Source organism: Methanosarcina vacuolata Z-761 (assembly GCF_000969905.1).
In the GTDB taxonomy this organism is placed as follows: Archaea; Halobacteriota; Methanosarcinia; order Methanosarcinales; family Methanosarcinaceae; genus Methanosarcina; species Methanosarcina vacuolata.
Genome location: NZ_CP009520.1, coordinates 3503340 through 3520307, shown reverse-complemented (window position 1 = coordinate 3520307; position 16968 = coordinate 3503340). Strand labels below are relative to the sequence as shown.

Sequence of the window (16968 nt, the reverse complement as noted above, 5' to 3'; positions counted from 1 at the left end):
GCTAACACACACTTTATTTATTAGAGTTCATGAAATAACTCAGACCTTCAAAGACTGATAGCTGCGGGTTTTCTTCAAAAAACTTAGATAATTTATTAAGAGGCAACTTTGAAATCTTAACCGTACTTCCGTCAGGGTATTTTAGTTCAATTTCAGCAGTTGGCCTATATTCTAGCCAGTTTTTCATTGCTTCAAGAATTATCTCTGCAAAGACCTTTCCAGTTATGCCGAAAACTGCAAGTGTGCTGAAAATGGTTGTTAGATCAGCTTTATCTCCTTCAGAACAATCGGATTTTAAAGGTTCTATCCAGCCATCAGGTATATTCATGCAAATTGAACTATATAGCTGACAGCACTGCTCCTGCCAATATTCCGAAAAAATTTCAATGCCTTCAGAGGTGAGTACGATAGAGAAATTAGATTTATCGAGAACTTGCTGTATTCTACCACCAACTGTTCCACAATCTAAGACTTAGTTTTTCTTTAGAGAATATATGATTTAAGATTTTTGTTCAATAATAAATAACAAGCTTGCAAAAAAGGGAAAGTTCTTCGAAAATTTTACAGACAATTCAATGTTTAAGCTTACTTGAGTAAAAGAAGGAAGGTCTAGTTCCTTTAAGAAGAAAGTTACGGCTCTTCGTTGTTTTGTGTGGATATTCTCATACTGTACTCATTAAAAACAATACGGTCTTGAAGTGAAAATCATCTTATCCATAGGAAATGACGAAGAGCCAAAGTTATAGTTCCCTTAAAGAAGAAAATCACAATTCCCTTAAGAAGAAAGTTATAATTCCCTTAAAAGAGGAAAGTTATAATTCCTTCAACAGACGGAACCCGAGATTGGCAAGCCGACTTTCAGTTTTGCGCTTGAAACGGCCCGCTGAACGGCATAACCCGGTCTCGCAGAGCCAGCTGCACCCACGAGAAATCTTACCAGAGTTACTTCCATCTTCCCACGCACTCCCATCCGAAGGAGCACCGTTGTAATTTTCATGCCACTCGTCCTGTACCCATTCCCATACATTTCCGTTAATATCGTAAAGTCCCCAGGGATTTGGTTTTTTGCAGCCAATTACGTGAGTCTTATCTCCTGAATTTCCAGCATGCCAGACGTATTCATCAAGTTTTGCCTCATCCTCACCAAAGAAACACCTTGTTTGTGTGCCGGCGCGGCAGGCGTATTCCCATTCGGCTTCTGAGGGTAAGCGGTATTTGTCAGTTCCTTCCATTTCATTCAGCTTTATGACAAACTCCTGAGCTTCGTTCCAGGAAATCATCTCAACAGGGTGGTCTTCACCCTTGCAGTATGAAGGGTTGTTGCCCATTATCTTTTTCCACTGTTTTTGCGTGACAGCGGATTTACCCAAATAAAAAGAGTTATTAATTTTTACTTTATGAACTGGAGACTCGGAATCTGATCTGTCCTTCTCTTCTAAAGGTGATCCCATCTCGAATTCGCCGGCCGGGATCAGTGCAAATTGCATACCTGTAAAAGGACTGACAAAGGTTTCAGTATCATCAGCCAGTTCAAGGATAGACGACTCTTCAGTTTCTTCAGTTTTCAGGTAGTATCGAATTGTATTAATGTAAGTCTTGATATTCAATTTATTTCCCAAAAGCCCCACTCCCTATGGATATTTTTTTATCTGTCAGTTTTTTACTTATGAATTACGATTTTACTTATTAATTGCTATTTTCGATTATTGATTGTCTATCTTCATTTTTAATTCTTACTACTTTTCGTTTTTAAATTCCGATTTGTCAATTTTCATTTTTCAGTACAATTTCCCAGCTATAATTCAATTCATATTTGTCAACTTCGAATTTTAATTTTTACTTATTAATTTTTGTTTTCAGCTTGTTAATCTTTGTTTTCAGCTTGTTTTCAGTTTATTTTCAGCTTATTTTCAGCTTACCTATTTCAGTTTTGTTTTTAGCTTTTATTGTTAGATTCTGGAACTCTATTATAATGTTGTTGCACATTGTTGTTCAAGTTGAGAGTGAACCTTACTGCCAAAAACACCTGGACAATGAGTCTTTATGTATCCCATCGCAATAAAGAAAAGTATCTAAATTTAAATTGACTGTTAAACGTTTTTAAAAAAACTCATATAACCAAAAGTAAAATATGAGATTGATCTATCATAGAAAAAAACCAGCCAGACTCTCTTAGATAAATGCTATCAAAGTTAAAAAGTCCCAAACCAAAAACTTAATTAAAACTCCTGATCGAAATCATTGAACAAGACCTATTCAGATTCTTAAACCATACCCTTGATTAGAGTTACTAAACCGTAATTCTGGTCAGAATCCCTAATCTATGCTCCTAATCAGAATCCATAAACCATAATCTTGTCAGAATCTATAAACCATAATTCTGGTCAAAATCCATAAACCATAATCTTGTCAGAGTCTCTAATCTACACCTCTCATAAGAATCCATAAATTAAGATCCAAAACTCCAGAAGCCCTGAAATCATGGATAATCGAACTGCCCGCTTTTTGAAAACTCGCTTTCAGAAATATTACAAAAATGCCGAAATAGGTCTTCCTGACCACCTGCCTAACAGGGAGTGGGCTTTTATCTTCTTTGACGATATGCCTGATAAGATGATGCACAGGCACAAGGCGTTCGGCTCACCCGGAGAAGCTCTTGACTATCTTTACGGCATGGCTCCTGCGCATGTTTACAATTCAACTGCGTATTACGAATATCCCGATGCGCGGAAAATGAATGAGAAGAACTGGCTAGGGGCAGAATTGATTTTTGACCTTGATGCAGACCACCTTCCAGATGCCCCGAGAAACTACGCGGATATGCTGGAGCTTGTAAAGAAGGAAAGTTTCAAGCTCATGGACTTCCTTTTAGATGATTTCGGGTTTTCGGAACAGGAGATTGAGCTGGTATTCTCCGGAGGAAGAGGGTATCATTTCCATGTCAGAAGCCCAAAAGTCCTGAAGCTTGGAAGTGCTGAAAGAAGGGAAATCGTGAATTATCTCAGCGGGAGAGACCTTGACTTTAAATATTTTTTCAGGGAAGTTGCTATGGATGGAGAATTCGGGACCGGCTCAAAGACATTTAAAGGAATGAAAAACGTGCCTTTTAAATGCACACTTGTGGGATATGATTCAGGCTGGGGAAGAAGGATTGCGCTTTATCTTACGGATTATATGAAAGCTGAATGCGGGAAAAGGTACAAAAAAGATATGTTTCCCGAACTTCGCAGGTATGAGAAAGTCGGGGATACTGCAGTAAAAAAGCTAATCAGTCTTACAAATAGCGAAAATGGCTTAAAGGATATCCTGGAGAAAGGACGGCTTGACTTTGACGTCAGAAACTTTAAAGATATTGCTGCCTATTTTATGAGAGAGTCTGTCGAAGATTTCCTGCACAGATTCGGGGCCAGTGTCGACGAACCAGTGACTGCAGACATCAAACGTTTGATCCGGGTGCCGGGTTCATTACACGGCGGATCAGGGATGCTGGTAAAGAAACTTGCCTTATCCGAGTTAGAGAAGTTTGACCCACTTACCGATGCTGTTGTCTTTGGCGAAAGACCGGTAAAGGTAACGGTTTTAAAACCTTTTTCAGTTCAGTTAAAGGGCAAGGACTTAAAAGTAGAAGAGGGCATACAGGAGATTCCTGAGTATGCAGCAGTGTATTTAATTTGTAGAGGTGTTGCTGAGTATGGACATAGAAGAAATCAGCCAGGTCCTGTATAAGGAAAAAAACCAGACATTAAAGACAATTCCAGCTGATTTTTACCTGGAGGCTGAGAAATATGTCCGGAAACTTGAAGAGGATATTAAAAAAGTTGACAATTCCCGTTCTCCTGAGTTCAAAATGCTTCACGACGAGCATGAAAGAGCACTTTCGGACCTTGAGACTATCTTCATGAAACGGATAGGAAAGGTTATAACCAGGGCAACAATTCAGTCTAATGCGAATAAACCTATTTCAAAAGACATAGAAAAATTACTTCCTGTAGAAAAGAAGCTTTATGATCTTGTACTGCAAGAAATTAAAGCCGCAAAAACCGAACTCTTAGGTCCTATTCTTTACCCTGGTTCCGAGAATACTGCAGTCTGGCCTGAAATTGTGGAAAGACAAATTCCTGCCGGTTTTAAGGGGAAAACAGATGCAAAAATGGGAATTCCTGGCATTGCAGCCAGAGGGGAAACAGGATTAGTCCCAGACAAAAACAATATAAATGAGGAATACGTTGTTGTCCGAATACTGAAGGATCTGCCTACCTTCACAGGCGCAGACGGCCGGAATTATACTGTCAGTGCAGAAGAAGTCGTTGTTTTGCCGCAGCTCAATGCTACAGGGCTGATAAGGCGGAATGCAGCTAAACTGATTGTCGGACAGGAAGACTCGGGAAAAGACTCATTTCCTGGAGAAAATTAATTTCCTGAGATTTACAGCTTGTTTTGGCTTGAGAAAGAAGATGGAAGGCAGTTTAAAGTGTTGGAGATTCTAAACTAAGCCATGAAGGCCGGAAAGCCTATCAGGTAATAGTATGAGTATTTATATGTGTAGCTATATTTGTGTACCTTAACCTTGTTAGTACCAGGCTTATTAAGAAAAAGTTTGAGCAAAAACTAGCTTAACCTTCTTAGCACAGCGTTTTAAGAAAAAGCTTGAGCAAAAACTAGTAGTAGCTTAACCTGGTAAACTCTGTGACCTCGCCTTGATAGAAGATTTCCAATCATAATATCAAGACCGAAAGAGGTCTGAAAAATATCAAGTTCATCCAATCAAAGGCTTCCCAAATAAGATCTTCCCAGGATCTAAACGCCATACGTAACGCCATACGTATTATTCCATATGAGTAATAGTGCCTTTCCGCAAAAGACGGAGAAGGCAAGCTGAATACCAATAATCATTAAAAAGGTGTAAAGAATGAGGATTCCAAAGAAGTTCAGGACTTATTGCCCTTACTGTAAAACCCATCAGGAAATCGTGGTTGAAAGGGTCAAGAAGGGTCAGGCTTCATCCATGACTCACATTGCAAGACAGAAGGATAGACAGCAAGGCATAGGAAACAGTGGAAAATTCTCCAAGGTGCCCGGTGGCGATAAACCCACAAAGCGCATCTGGCTCAGATACCGCTGTACAGTATGTAAAAAAGCCCACCAGAGACCCTGTTTCAGGGCAAAGAAGTTTGAGTTCAAGGAGTAAGATAAAATGGTAGATTATATCCAGAGGCCAAAAAGCAGGTTCCTGCGCGTAAAGTGCAACGACTGCGAAAACGAACAGATTATATTCGGGAGTGCCAGCCGTAAAATCACCTGCGTTGTCTGTGGAAGGACCCTTGCCGAACCAACCGGTGGAAAATCGACAATTACTACTCACATTCTGGAAGTGCTTGAATAACCGGACAGGTAAAAGCGCTTTATAGCATTAGAGTAACAGGTAATAAAAATATAAAATTTGAGAAGTGGTACGAATGGGAAACGATAACTGGCCCGAAGTCGGAGAATTTGTTGTCTGTACTGTAAAGAATGTGACGGATTTCGGAGCCTATGTCGAGCTTGAGGAGTTCGGAGGGAGAGAAGGTTTTATCCACATCTCCGAAATAAAAGCAGGCTGGGTCAAGTACGTCAGGGACTACGTAAGGGAAGGGCAGAAGATAGTCTGCAAGGTTCTTAACGTGGACCCTTCCCGCGGCCACATCGACCTTTCATTGAAAGATGTAAACGAGCACCAGAGGCGCGCTAAAATCCAGGAATGGAAAAATGAACAAAAAGCCGCCAAATGGCTCCAGTTCGTGGCTGAAGAGACAAAAACCGATGAGAGTACTCTGCAAGAGTTGCACGAAAAACTCGTAGAAGAGTTCGGAAGTGCATATTTAGCCTTTGAAGAAGCTGCCATTGAAGGGGAGAGAGCCTTCAAAGGAATTAAAGTCAATAAGAAATATTTAAAGAGTATAATCAAAATCGCAGGGGAAAACATCAAACTGCCTTTTGTAGACATTGCAGGCTATGTGGATCTGACCTGTAATCTTCCAAACGGCATAGAAGTCATAAAGCAGGCTCTCAGTGCTGCAAATTCTATCAATGATGCTGATGAAAAAGACATAAGGCTCGAAATAAGTTACACAGGGGCTCCAAGATACCGAATTAAGGTAATTGCTCCTGATTACAAGAAAGCTGAATCAGTCCTTAAAAAATCTGCCCAGACAGCAGTCGATAGTATTACTAAACTTGGCGGACATGGGACCTTCAAGCGGCATATCGAATCAGCAAAGGCGTGATACCCTTTGGGACAAAAGATCCGCAAATGCAAAAATTGCGGCAGGTACACTTTAAGGGAAATTTGTCCGGGTTGTGGAGGAAAAACTTTCTCCCCAATTCCGGCTCGCTTTTCTCCTCAGGACCCTTATGGCAGGTACCGCAGAATGTCAAAGAAAGGATAAGGAATTGTTATGCAACAAAGTACACTTGTCCGCCTGAAAGAAAATCTTGAATTCAAAACTCCAATCCTTGTAGTGGGACTTCCAGGAGTAGGACTCGTAGGCAAGCTAGTGGCAGAGCATCTGGTAGACGAACTTGGGGCTGAAAAAATAGTAGAAGTTTATTCTCCGCATTTTCCACCTCAGGTCCTGGTCAATAAAGACTGTACGGTTCGTCCGGTAAGCAACACTATATACTACGCAAAAGCAAAGGAGAATGACATCCTTTTCCTTGTGGGAGATCATCAAAGTACAACTTCACAGGGACATTATGAACTCTGTTCGCTTTATCTTGACATTGCAGAAGAGTTTGGAGTGAAGAAGATTTACACGCTCGGAGGGTATCCCACAGGCAAATTGACCTATGAGGAAACTGTTCTTGGGGTCGCCAATAACACGAAAATGATCGAAGAGATCAAAGAGTATGGGGTAGAGTTCAGGGAATCCGAACCTAGCGGAGGCATAGTTGGAGCGTCGGGCCTGCTTGTGGCTTTCAGCAAGATGCGAGGTATTGATGCTGCCTGCCTTATGGGTATGACCCCAGGATATTTAATGGACCCTAAAAGCGCCCAGTCTCTTCTAAAAGTACTCTGTAAAATGTTTGGAATTGAAGTGAATATGGAGTCTCTTGAGAAAAAGGCCGAGGAAATGGAAAGCATCCTTGAGAAGCTAAAGGAAAAAGAAGAGCAGCAGACAATCCAGGAAGTCAAACCTACCGAAGAAGACCTGCGCTATATAGGATGATATGGCCTTAGAGATAACCAGAGAATTAAATGTGAGTTTCAATCTAAAGCTATCTAATTAAAGTGAGCACTAAAAGTGAGCATTAAAAGTGAGCATTAAAATTTGGATTTTCCGGTAAAGGGAAGGAAATGAAAGTCAATACAGACCTCCATCTCCATTCAAAGTACTCCATGGCATCTTCCATAAAAATGGAACTGCCGACAATTGCCAGGGAGGCTTCAAAAAAAGGGATGGAATTAATCGGTACTGCAGACTGCACTCATCCGAAGTGGCTAGAAGAGATCAAAAGAGTATCTGTTTCAGATGAAGAAATCCGCATAGATGAGATTTATTTCATCCCAACTACCGAGATAGAAGACAGAAACCGCGTACACCATCTACTTATTTTACCTTCGATTTCAAAGGCTGAAGAACTGTCCGAGCGCATTGCTCCTTTCGGCAACCTTGAAGCCGATGGCCGCCCGAGTGTCAGGCTGGATGGCACTGAAATTGCAGAAATTGCAAAAGACATTGGAGCTCTTATCGGCCCCTGCCATGCCTTTACTCCCTGGACTGCACTTTACGGCTACCATGACAGCCTTAAAAGTTGTTATGGAGATATGACAGATTATATTTCTTTCCTGGAGCTTGGCCTGAGTGCAGACAGTGATTATGCAGACAGAATCCAGGACCTTCACCGCCTGACTTTTCTTTCGAATTCCGATGCTCATTCCCCTTCGACCAATAAACTGGCAAGGGAGTTTACGCAGTTTGATATGCCTGAGCTTACCTTTGACGGCTTGAAAAAAGCCATACTAAGGGAACAGGGGTATAAAGCTACTCTGAATGTGGGTTTTTTTCCCGAAGAGGGAAAATACAACCGGTCAGCCTGTATTAAGTGTTTTACTCAGTATCCGCTGCCTGAAGCCGTTGAGAATAAGTGGCGCTGTCCTGTCTGTGGAGGCGTCATAAAGAAAGGGGTTTTCGACCGCGTTAATGAACTCGCAGATTTTAAAGAACCAGAGCATCCTGAATACCGTCCTCCTTACCTCCATCTCATTCCTCTTGCCGAGATTATCCAGATGGCGCTCGGCCACGCAAGCGTTCAGACAAAAGGCGTACAGACGGCCTGGAATAAACTTATAGAACGCTTTGAAAACGAAGTCAAAGCTCTTATTTACTCCGAGCCTGAAGACCTGAAGGTCGTGGGTGATGACAGGATAGTAAACGCGATCCTGGCTTTCAGGAAAGGCAATGTTATAATCCATCCCGGTGGAGGAGGCCAGTATGGCTGGCTTGAGCTGCCTGAAAACCTGAAAAATGAAGAAATCCGGCAAACAGGACAGCTTTCATTTGCAGATCTTGAAGAGATAAATCCCGCAAAAGCAAGCAAACCCGAAAAAAAGAGAGAAAAAAATCTCCGGAAAAAACCCGACGAAACCGAAAAAGAAAGGTCGGATTATCAAGAATCGAATAATACGGAACCGGATGATGCAGGCCAGAGTTCACTTTTCGATTTTTAATATATAGGTTAGAGGATAATAAGATATATAAGAAAGAAAGTATATTCACTACCCTGCATCTGAAACACGTTGCATTAAATACGTCGGGTAGCGCCCGGAAATATTCTTACTTTAAAACAAAATGCCCAGGTAGTCTAGTGGTAAGGCGACGGTCTCGAAAACCGTTTCTTCTTTGGGAGAGCGCAGGTTCAAATCCTGCCCTGGGCGTTATTTGTCAAATTAAAGCTCGATTGACACCTATCGAGCAAAAAAACCCTTTTTATAACTTTTTTCATTATAATAATTCATTTTATATATTTTTTCTTAAAAGTAATTCTCAGGCAGCGCCTTCAACACAAATAAAAAAGCTTTTCAAAACTATTTCATATGTAACATTATGAATCTTTTAACTCCAGAAAATACCATTTTTCTTCTTTTTTGTCCCATTATAAGCTTGACAATAATCTTCTTGACTCTCAATATTGCTCATCTTCACAGAGAACTTATTCAAATGAAAATAATTTTCTCCTATACCTTGAACACGATTAAAAAAATGAATCCTGAATTCGGAACCGAATCACATATAGAAGAAATTATAAACAAGTTACAAAAATAAACTCAGGGAGTTACCCCGAGTTGCGGGATGTGCTGAAGGAATATCTATCTTTTCTCTTTATTCTGCATAATAAATATAAAACAAATAATATTAATAAAGTGGCAACTATAATATCTAATATAGGTATTCCATATATTGTTGCAACACTAGAGCTTATAGTAGAGCTTGAGCTTATAGCGTCAGTGTGCATATTATCCTTATCGGTTTCAAATATTCAAATATTTTTGTGTACCTTACGTATTATGTTCACATATCTGTGAATATATAGACATTTAACTTTAAATTTACAGAAGGATTGCAACACTGCCGAGCCTGGCAGTGTACAAAATGTTCTGTAAAATTTGCCTTTAATTTATGCACAGGTTTTATAGTAAAACCAGTGCTTAGTAATAAAACGAATTCACAGAAGATTATACACTACTTTAATATCTAACAGAACAAAACAAACACCAGGGACAACTAAAGCTTAATGGAAAGAAATCAATTCCTAAACCACTGTGTCCAAAGCATAGTGAATATCTGAAAAGAATCTATAAAAGAGAGAGAATAAACAGTAAGTGGCGATATTCCCCGTATGGATGGGCTTGCCCTTCGTCATCCTGCGATTACATAATAAAAGATTTTGTGGTGCTAAAAGAAGAAACCGAATCCACGAACGAGCTAGAAAACTATTGAATTACGGAAAAGGAGGAATAAAAGCATGACTGAAATGACAATAATTGAAGCACTTGAAAAACTCGCAGAGCTCAACAACTACGAAGAAATTTTAGTAAAAATCAAAGATGATGAACCTACTTTAATTGATTTAGAAATTGATGATATCCGAAAGTTCGCGGATGATCCGGACCAAACTTTTAATTTGATAGTCACAGAGTACACGATACGAGAGCTAGATGAAAACGGAAATGAAAAGTTAGGAGAACCTCTGTATAGAGTGGTTAAATAATCTATTCTTTTTTCTTTCCTTTTTGTGTCATAATAGAATGCCTGCAGCTGTCAGGCATTGATGTGTTGGCAGTGCATTGAGTTTTCTGTAAATTTGCTTCGTAGTTTATTCATATGTTTCATGGTAAAACCTATAGATATCCCCAAAATTTTCAGATCCCCAAAAAATTACAAAATATCTATTATAGTATGCAAAACTAACATAACTTTGCTAAAAGTCGTAATACCAATAATGTTATTTCTGTCTTATCATCTGATTATTATAATGAAAATTGCCAATTTCAGGCTGATTTTCCACAATTACCTATGTGTTTGTTTTCTCAATTGTTCTAGAGACTATACGAATATGCTTGTTTCCTTCGATAAACCCAAGTAAATGCAAATATTCGATGATGAACACATAGGTACTTTTCTCGATGTCTCTTGATAATGGAAAAAAGCCGTAGTTTTGATTTTTATAAAATAGCTATAAATTTAAAATCACATTTCTAAATATTGTATTATATTTGAGTTAGTGACTTCTTAAAATTGAGGATTTTACAGAAAAACTAGTACACTATCAATTATATTTAAAGCCATTATAATTTTCAGAGCGGTTATTTAATAAGGACTTAAATGTGTAGTGAATAGTGAATTTTAAAACAGACTGTATCCACCTTAAATGTCGTTTTTTGAAAGTACTTAGTCTTGGTACTCATGAAATTGAACAGTGTCCTATAAAAGATAAGCGCGATTTGGATTTAATTAACTCTTTATGGGGATGTAATCCAAGATGTGCATCTTATGAAGTTCAAGCATTAACACCTATTACCACGACAGTTTCTACCAAGAACGTTTAATGCCTGATGCTTTTATCTATGACGTTTAAATGTTGATGTAAAATCCTAAACGATAAGGTTAATCCTCTTCTTGGCGGGTTGTTAAAAATATCCACATTCATTTTCTGTGAAATCATAAATCTAACGAAGTTATTGAGTAGAAATTCTATATTGAAAAAAATCATATTAGATAGCTACATTTATACATAAAATGTAGCCTTATGACATGATTAGCCAGTCATAGGCGAAAAAATCTAATACTTAGGAATTATTTCTGATCAACTGCTCTACCAGATCCACAATTACAGGAAGACCAAATTGTTTCCCATATTCTTTATATTTTAAACAAAACTTTTGAGCAATAAGTAATGGATGTGGCAAATCACTAAATGATGAGATGAACTTAGAAAGATCATCTAACACATTTTGGGGGACTATAGCTGGATTCATGGTAGATGACACCTCTAATACAGAACTTAAGCAACTTCAGATATTTGTGTTTTATTAGTGTGAATTATATTAAAAACTTCGATTAAAACCGTTAAATATTTTTTATTTTTGGTGTTTTTAGTACGATATCCCTTTTGAATAGCTACATTTTAGTATAGAACGTTTGTATTTCACGCGCCTAGGCCGAACTATCCTCCCGGATCCACGCCAAGACTTAGAGCATTCAATTAAATCATATTAAAACATAACCGAAGAATCGGATGTGATAAAAAATGATATGTGATTTTTGCAGAGAGGAGTTTTCGCATAAACCTTATGTCATTACTAAGACAATTATAACGGATGGCTCAAAAGGCGTTAAACTTGAATTCAATTTTTGCAATCGTACATGTATGATAGCTGAAAAGATATTCGCATTATTACAACGTATAGCAGACGAGAATAAGTCAGTGCTCCAAAGGGATGAATTATTTTCTACGATAAAAAACAATGTCATGAGAATGAGTGGTTGCACTGAAGATGAATACAAAGAAGGATTAAAAAGGTTCAATAAATGCTGCGTCGTTTTAGATGATAACGAAATAGAAAAATACATCTGAATCTCTTTTTCTTTTCATTTTTGATATACGAATGTTTTCTGATAGAACGTTGGTATTTCTGATTATAGTGACAGAGCAAAAACGACAGCAACAAATAAAAATCAAGTATCTTTTTAATACTTATTTAAAAGGCAAAGTATAGAAAACACCAACTTATTTATAGAACGTTGGTATACTACTTTTTGAAGGGATTTTTATAGAAAATGAATTAATAACAGCAGACGGCACTAAAGTGTTAACTGTCGAAGAGTATGATCGATTTGTTAAGGCGATACCTGCAAAGTTTAAGCCTATCTTTGAACTTAACACAATTACGGGGCTTCGCTATGTCGAATTACAAAGATTATATTATAATCCATCATGGTACATTGAGAGCAAGAATCAAATAATACTCCCAAAGGAAGCCCAGAAGAAGGTCAAACAGAAAGCACCAAAGCGCACTATTGACAAACTTCCCACTACTTTTCCATATCTAATTAAGGCATTTCAGGAAGGCAGGAGACCCCCAGATCGTACAAGTTGGTGGGATAACCTTAGCAGGTGGTCTGAGAAAGCAGATATAAGCCCGAAAGTCGGTCCGAAGACTCCCAGGAAAACAATAGAGTCATGGATGCTTAAAGCCGGAATACCGGAAATTGAGATTTACAGTAGACAGGGACACGATCCAGTAACGTCATTGAGGCACTACCAGAGTTTAAGTTTTACAGATTATGAAATGAGAGATATTGAAAAGAGACTTACTGAGTGGGGAATTCTTAGAAGGGGAATTTAAGTGAATGTTGTCCGTACTATCAAATATTGGAGGCTACGCCAAAATATTACAATAGAAATATACCTTTTGAGCTTACTACTAGAAATTAAGGATTTCTACAGAGCTACTTATTCATTTATTTAAGAGATTCTGCAGTCTCGATTAGTTCTTTTATGGTTTCAGGACTTGAATATCCCTTCCCTTTCCAGCGAATAAAACCCTTCTGATCCAGCAAAAAAACATAGGCAAAGTTCGTATCTTTCATTTTAAGGGTTTCTTGATAGTCTGAGTAATCTCCATAAAAGGTAACGACATTACTGTGTTTCTCTACAGGAATTCCCCCTCTCATGCCTGAATCGATCATCCATGAGAACACTTTCCATGCTGCATTTATCATTGGAACCTCATATATAGCAAACCTGCTGTCTTTCCCGAATTCTTGCTCTAAAGGTTCAGCCCAGGAGTCGATCATGCTCTGTTCGTTGCGCACAAAAGCAATACAGATTAGTGTAACCTTTCCTTCCGAAACCTCAGGGAGGGTTACAACATCGCCTGCTAGAGACTTTGATGTTATTTCAGGAAAAAGCCTTCCAATGATATTGTTACCTATATTTTTAGAATTTAAATCCTGTTTGTAAGAGTATTGATCTTCTGCTATGAAACTTCCCCCCTTTTGAACTGACAGGAAAAAATACTAATAATATTTTTCTTTTGCTGAAAACACGCTTTAGCGATACCTATAAAATATCTTATTCTTTGAATTTATCAATATCTTTAGCATTTTTCCATGATTTGGGAATTAATCTATTTACCCTTCTCTGGTACTCACGGTATTCGTCACCAAACTGTGCTATCAGCCTGCTTTCCCAGTGCAGGGATCCAAGATACAGGTATATAGTAGTCAAAAGGTATATGACAAGCAGATTAACGGTCATAGTGGGAGTGAGCCAGATTATGACAAGGCCTGAGAGCAGGAAGGGATCTCTTACCCATCGGTAAATACCCCGGATATTCAGGGAACCTGCTTCAGGTGTCTGTGGAACAGAGAGCTGTGAGCGTATTTTGAATCGGTTGGGTGCATCCAGAAAAGCCTTTGGGGCAATAATCGAAGCAATTAACTGCCCGCCGACCATCAGCCAGCGCCAAGGAGAAGGTATTTTATAGAGAACCCGTCCAGGATTTTTGTAGAGCTGATAAACGAGCGGCAATATCGTTAGCATTGCAACTAGGCTATATACCGGTAGATACAACCAATCTGCCCTTGAACCCAGGCCCCTCACGAGGAGACGTTTGAAGGGCAGGCTCGCAGTCAGGCTGTGAATAACTGCAAATGCTGCCAGAGAAAAAACAGGAGTAATTTTGGAAGAAACCAATTCCAGTAGTCCCCCTTATTTTTATTTAAATAACTTCTATTTCTACACCAATATGAAAAGCTTACTTATAGTTCCTTAAAAATATTAGAAGTTCAGGCAATATAGAACAAACGGTTGTGTTGCAAAAATTTTCTTCTCGTACTTTGTTTCCGGGTCGTGAGAATGATTAACTTTCCTAATTGTGAAGGTTTTCACTTGTTTTGTAAAGTAACCAGATTTTTTGCAACAGAACCTAATTATCTGTATCCAAGTAACCGGGCGGGCGGCCCGAAGCATACCCAATCCTTTAGGGTGGGGTGGCCGCCCGCAATTTGATTTGTCTTGCTACCTTATAAAAACCGATCGCGGTAGCCATTGAATAAAAGTTCCTATATGTTTCTCCCTATTTTTACCCCATTTACTGCAGTTTGTCGGAGGAAACAAGTATATTTCTATATACTTCCTAACGTTGTGATTGCAAACTCATAGGCAGAAATCTAGAAAATTAATTTTTGCAGTGGAACCATTCAATCAGAGACATCATTATTTTTTAGTCTCCAGAATATCGAGTATCACAAGAATCTCATCTTTTAAAGCAGGAATATCGACTTTAACAGTATGCCAAACATCTTCCAAATTAATTCCAAAATAATGATGAATCAATCGATCCCTCATCCCAGCAATGTCCCTCCAGGGAATTTGAGAATACTCTTCGCGGAGATCTTTGGATAAGTTTTTAGTGGCTTCACCTATAATCTCAATTTGCCTGATAGTCCCATCTTGAACTAGATTGCTAGACGAAAAATCTTTTTTTTCCATACCTTTAGTGTACTCTTCAATACGTTCAATTGAATCGAGGATATGGCTAAGATAAATCGAGTCGTTTTTTTTCATGCAGAGATCACTTTTGCTTCTTTTTTGATTCCTTCAATAAGGTATGGGCTTATCGACCCCTCGGTTAGTAAATCAACTTTTACTCCAAGAAACTCTGATAGCTCTCTCTCAATTCTGACCATAGTGAGCAGACCTTTTGTTTCGGAAAACTCTACAAGAACATCGATATCACTTTCTGGTCTTTCTTCTCCTCTTGCATAAGAACCAAAAATAGCTACCTTTATTGCTCCTTCCTTCTTGAGGAATGAAGATATTTTTTCGAATAACTCTTTATTCTGGGAAGCACTCTCCATATCATCATAATTTCGTTTGTTACAATTTAAACATATCCTGATGAAAGAGAGTCAATTGTTTTGTCTTAGAATAGTTTTGTTTTGTCAATTTTTATGGCAGTGTATTAAACGTTCTGTAAATTTGAGACTTTTTATTATTTTCTGGTCTTCAGATTTTCTCTCTAAATCGTGCAAAACAATAAAATTTTAATTATATTGAGATAATTTTCTATTTATGGGAAAAGGAAACATCGCAATAGATAAGTCAATGGTAAAAATGGTTGTTGACGGCAAAATAATAATTCCTTTACCAAAGGTTTTGGTTGGAAATCGCTACTATCCTATGTTCTCCATATCATCATTTACTCATTGTGATGATTGTGGCAGTAAATTACATGTAAACTCTCATCACACTCGTTGGATTTTATCAAGCCACGGCACTATAGCTTGCAATGTTACATACTGGATTTGTCCTTCTTGTAAGAAATCTTTTCATGATCAGATTATTGGCGTTCCTGGTTCTGCAAATTACAGTTCTGAATATTATGACAAACAAATGTCTGTAAGATGCAATGGACGATGCAGTCTACACAATTCTCGACGAATTGGGGAAACATATACAGAAGGAGTGATAAATGTCTGTGGAAGAGCTCCTTGTGCAACTTCATTGTGGTTATATGAGCAGAAACAAGCAGAACTTTCAAAGCAAGAACTCTTAGATCAAAAAATTGATTTTGATGAAACTTTATATGTTGATGGAGATTGGACCAAAACGGGATGGAAAAAAAGTCTTGAAGAGTTGATTGGAAAAAAGCTTTCAAAAAAAGAATGGAAGAAGTTGCGATATAAATCTGTGTGCGTTGTTGCTACAAAAGAAAAAGTAATTTTAGATTTTGAGATAACTGACAGTTTACCGGATATTAAAGCCTTAATTCCTCTTATGGAACGTATAAAGAACCGATTTCCTGAAGGCAAAATAAAAAGAATAGTTTCTGATGAAGATAATGCGATAATTGAAGCTGTAAAGACTGTCTTCCCTGAAGTGAGTCATTCTTTTTGTGTATATCATCAGTTGAAAAACGTAAGCAAGAAGTATTCTGAAGAGTTTAAAGCTGGTGATGAAATTCCCATTGAGGATGAAATTGTATACAATGAGATTTGCCAATTGATAACATCAGATACAGTAGTCGAAGCTGTTGTACGTTATCAAAATATGCTGAATTCAGAGTCCTATCTGGAACTTTCAAAAGCATCTCTTAAGGCAATCTCTTATGCAAAAGAGATTTTCAAGAGAAATGTAGACCACATGATGAAAGGATTCACACCAGTAACGAACAACACAATGGAACAAACTTTTTCTTTGATACGTGATATCATAGAGAATGTAAGGTCTTTCAAAACCGAAAGTGGTTTAGCCAATTTTTGTTACAACTTATTTACTTATTTCAATAATAGGTATTTTGCTACTGGAAAATGGAGGGGATTTTCGCCCTTAATGAGGGCAAAAATCCTATATGGTTCTGGATGAAGTAAAGGAAATTTGCAATCAAAAATTAAAATCTTATAGCGATAGCTATCAAGAAAT

The 16968-nt window shown here is 38.2% G+C and carries 19 protein-coding genes and 1 tRNA gene; 13 read left to right on the top strand and 7 right to left on the bottom strand.

Annotation, left to right across the window (positions count from 1 at the left end; genetic code table 11):
- Positions 1–13: 13 nt before the first annotated feature.
- Together MSVAZ_RS14520 and MSVAZ_RS14515 are read right to left on the bottom strand one after the other, a co-directional pair.
- Positions 14–328 carry a hypothetical protein gene (locus MSVAZ_RS14520; protein ID WP_048122098.1) on the bottom strand — a complete coding sequence of 105 codons (315 nt, stop codon included), beginning with the start codon at positions 326–328 and terminating at the stop codon, positions 14–16.
- 484 nt (positions 329–812) lie between these two features.
- Entirely contained in the window at positions 813–1628 is an 816-nt protein-coding gene (locus MSVAZ_RS14515) for a formylglycine-generating enzyme family protein (protein WP_232316116.1), read from the bottom strand.
- 853 nt (positions 1629–2481) lie between these two features.
- Between MSVAZ_RS14515 and priS the strand changes: the two genes are divergently transcribed.
- The 10 genes from priS (at position 2482) to MSVAZ_RS14470 (ending at position 10248) form a co-directional block, all read left to right on the top strand.
- Positions 2482–3726 carry a DNA primase catalytic subunit PriS gene (gene priS / locus MSVAZ_RS14510; protein ID WP_048122094.1) on the top strand — a complete coding sequence of 415 codons (1245 nt, stop codon included), beginning with the start codon at positions 2482–2484 and terminating at the stop codon, positions 3724–3726.
- Positions 3692–4414, top strand: coding sequence for a DNA replication complex subunit Gins51 (locus MSVAZ_RS14505; RefSeq protein ID WP_048122091.1), 723 nt, complete (start codon positions 3692–3694; stop codon positions 4412–4414). The genes priS and MSVAZ_RS14505 overlap by 35 nt, the downstream gene beginning before the upstream one ends.
- Positions 4415–4909: 495 nt before the next feature.
- Positions 4910–5188 carry a 50S ribosomal protein L44e gene (locus MSVAZ_RS14500; RefSeq protein WP_048122089.1) on the top strand — a complete coding sequence of 93 codons (279 nt, stop codon included), beginning with the start codon at positions 4910–4912 and terminating at the stop codon, positions 5186–5188.
- A gap of 6 nt (positions 5189–5194) precedes the next feature.
- Positions 5195–5383 carry a 30S ribosomal protein S27e gene (locus MSVAZ_RS14495; RefSeq protein ID WP_011306561.1) on the top strand — a complete coding sequence of 63 codons (189 nt, stop codon included), beginning with the start codon at positions 5195–5197 and terminating at the stop codon, positions 5381–5383.
- A 73-nt stretch (positions 5384–5456) separates the two neighbouring features.
- Positions 5457–6263, top strand: coding sequence for a translation initiation factor IF-2 subunit alpha (locus MSVAZ_RS14490; protein ID WP_048122087.1), 807 nt, complete (start codon positions 5457–5459; stop codon positions 6261–6263).
- Between the two features lie 6 nt (positions 6264–6269).
- Positions 6270–6425: an RNA-protein complex protein Nop10 gene (locus MSVAZ_RS19710; RefSeq protein ID WP_082091151.1), complete on the top strand. Its 156-nt coding sequence runs from the start codon at positions 6270–6272 to the stop codon at positions 6423–6425.
- A 9-nt stretch (positions 6426–6434) separates the two neighbouring features.
- Positions 6435–7205 (top strand): proteasome assembly chaperone family protein, encoded by a 771-nt coding sequence (locus MSVAZ_RS14485; RefSeq protein WP_048122085.1) that lies wholly within the window; start codon positions 6435–6437, stop codon positions 7203–7205.
- A 128-nt stretch (positions 7206–7333) separates the two neighbouring features.
- Complete coding sequence (locus MSVAZ_RS14480) at positions 7334–8707, top strand: endonuclease Q family protein (RefSeq protein ID WP_048122084.1); 1374 nt, start codon at positions 7334–7336, stop codon at positions 8705–8707.
- 123 nt (positions 8708–8830) lie between these two features.
- Positions 8831–8914, top strand: a tRNA-Ser gene (locus tag MSVAZ_RS14475).
- Positions 8915–10002: 1088 nt separating this feature from the next.
- Positions 10003–10248 carry a hypothetical protein gene (locus MSVAZ_RS14470; RefSeq protein WP_229394561.1) on the top strand — a complete coding sequence of 82 codons (246 nt, stop codon included), beginning with the start codon at positions 10003–10005 and terminating at the stop codon, positions 10246–10248.
- 1078 nt (positions 10249–11326) lie between these two features.
- Here MSVAZ_RS14470 and MSVAZ_RS14465 read toward each other — a convergent pair.
- Positions 11327–11515, bottom strand: a complete 189-nt coding sequence (locus MSVAZ_RS14465; protein WP_048122082.1) for a hypothetical protein — start codon at positions 11513–11515, stop codon at positions 11327–11329.
- Positions 11516–11907: 392 nt separating this feature from the next.
- Here MSVAZ_RS14465 and MSVAZ_RS20545 point away from each other — a divergent pair, with 392 nt between their 5' ends.
- Both MSVAZ_RS20545 and MSVAZ_RS14455 read left to right on the top strand, forming a co-directional pair.
- The gene (locus MSVAZ_RS20545; RefSeq protein ID WP_157206101.1) at positions 11908–12114 is read left to right on the top strand and encodes a hypothetical protein; all 207 of its coding nucleotides are present in this window, start codon (positions 11908–11910) and stop codon (positions 12112–12114) included.
- A 232-nt stretch (positions 12115–12346) separates the two neighbouring features.
- Entirely contained in the window at positions 12347–12886 is a 540-nt protein-coding gene (locus tag MSVAZ_RS14455; RefSeq protein WP_232316115.1) for a site-specific integrase, read from the top strand.
- 115 nt (positions 12887–13001) lie between these two features.
- Here MSVAZ_RS14455 and MSVAZ_RS14450 read toward each other — a convergent pair whose 3' ends face one another.
- The 4 genes from MSVAZ_RS14450 to MSVAZ_RS14435 all read right to left on the bottom strand — a co-directional run bounded on the left by MSVAZ_RS14450 (position 13002) and on the right by MSVAZ_RS14435 (position 15404).
- On the bottom strand, positions 13002–13439 hold the full coding sequence (locus MSVAZ_RS14450; RefSeq protein ID WP_084626157.1) for a hypothetical protein: 438 nt from the start codon (positions 13437–13439) through the stop codon (positions 13002–13004).
- A gap of 175 nt (positions 13440–13614) precedes the next feature.
- A complete protein-coding gene (locus MSVAZ_RS14445) occupies positions 13615–14238 on the bottom strand; it encodes a methyltransferase family protein (RefSeq protein WP_048122075.1) in 624 nt (207 codons plus the stop codon).
- 522 nt (positions 14239–14760) lie between these two features.
- Positions 14761–15111, bottom strand: a complete 351-nt coding sequence (locus MSVAZ_RS14440) for a HepT-like ribonuclease domain-containing protein (RefSeq protein WP_048122073.1) — start codon at positions 15109–15111, stop codon at positions 14761–14763.
- Positions 15108–15404, bottom strand: a complete 297-nt coding sequence (locus MSVAZ_RS14435; protein ID WP_048122071.1) for a nucleotidyltransferase family protein — start codon at positions 15402–15404, stop codon at positions 15108–15110. Before MSVAZ_RS14435 ends, MSVAZ_RS14440 begins: the two co-directional genes overlap by 4 nt.
- Before the next feature lie 214 nt (positions 15405–15618).
- On the opposite strand from MSVAZ_RS14435, the gene MSVAZ_RS14430 reads away from it, so the two are divergent.
- Complete coding sequence (locus MSVAZ_RS14430) at positions 15619–16911, top strand: transposase (protein WP_084626156.1); 1293 nt, start codon at positions 15619–15621, stop codon at positions 16909–16911.
- Positions 16912–16968 lie beyond the last annotated feature (57 nt).